The organism is Aliiglaciecola sp. 2_MG-2023, assembly GCF_030548145.1.
In the GTDB taxonomy this organism is placed as follows: domain Bacteria; phylum Pseudomonadota; class Gammaproteobacteria; order Enterobacterales; family Alteromonadaceae; genus Aliiglaciecola; species Aliiglaciecola lipolytica_A.
This window is the reverse complement of the sequence record NZ_JAUORY010000064.1, coordinates 1-1113: the sequence shown is the minus strand read 5'-3', so window position 1 is coordinate 1113 and position 1113 is coordinate 1. Positions and strand designations below refer to the sequence as shown.

Annotated in this window: 1 protein-coding gene; it reads right to left on the bottom strand. The window is 35.1% G+C overall.

Features of this window, described 5'->3' with window-relative positions; all coding sequences use genetic code 11:
- Positions 1-72: 72 nt before the first annotated feature.
- Entirely contained in the window at positions 73-1014 is a 942-nt protein-coding gene (locus tag Q4567_RS22205; RefSeq protein ID WP_303502484.1) for a hypothetical protein, read from the bottom strand.
- Between the last annotated feature and the right edge of the window lie 99 nt (positions 1015-1113).

Genomic DNA, 1113 nt, shown 5'->3' with positions numbered 1-1113 from the left:
GGTTTGGATTGACCTTGAAAAAGTGGTCAAAAGATGACTAATACCTATTGACCAACAAGAGGCTCATATGTGTTAGATGTTCTCTTTTACAAAACTAAGAATATCATTATGAATTTTCAAGTTAGTACCATGCCCAATGTCTTTATATGTATGAAAAACAACATTTACATCGTTTGCTTTGTAAATATCTTGGCATTTAGCCCAACGTTCAGGTTGCATATTCTGACCTAACACTGAGTAGATAGCTTTTCTTTCTACATCTGAGTATGCATCATCGTATTTAACCGCGTCATTGGTATCCTTTTCACCCATAAACAAAAATTGTGGTAAAGATGCCCATTTAGCTTTATTAAAATCTGTACCTGTAATATTTTTAAAGTCATTGATGCCTAAAGGGTAATTTAACTTCTCATCAGAGATTTTATCGACAGGTAACATTAAAATTCCATTTAATCCACCAGCAACGACTAACTGAAGGCTTTCAGGGTGTAACATTGAAAAACGGTTAGCTAAACTCCCGGAAGCAGAAAAACCAGTTAAGATAACTTTGTCTTTTATTTTTATTGAGTGATTAGCGAGTATTTTTTTTGCTTGTGAGATCATTGCCAATAATTGAAGGTCTAATCTTTTTAATTTTCCTGACTCTACCAACAACGTGTCCCGGTCTAATGCGTGAGTATATATTTCCCAATCCGTTTTTGGACGTGGAAAAGCAGGAATAAGTATTGGTGATTTTAGCTTTTTTGCTACCCATGGGCCAACAGCATTTCCCACGATAGCCTTTTTAGCGCTTTGATAATGTACATCAAAATCATCAGATACAGTGCCCGTATTATTAGTTTCAACTACCAAGTAATTTGTATCGATACTAGCAGGGATTTTTAATAAGAACGGAAAAGAAAAACCTTTCTTGGGTTCAGCTTTAACCTCGATAATTTTTTCTGCATAGCTCGCGTTGCTTATGAATATAAGAAACAAAACCGTACTTTTTTTTATTAACTTCTCAAATAACATGGTGATTCCTCCTTGAGAACAACTAACGTCCACTTAAGCGGACTAAAATTGTTGGCTAAAATGTGTAGCGAAGCGAAACTGAGCCAACTGTTTTAGTTC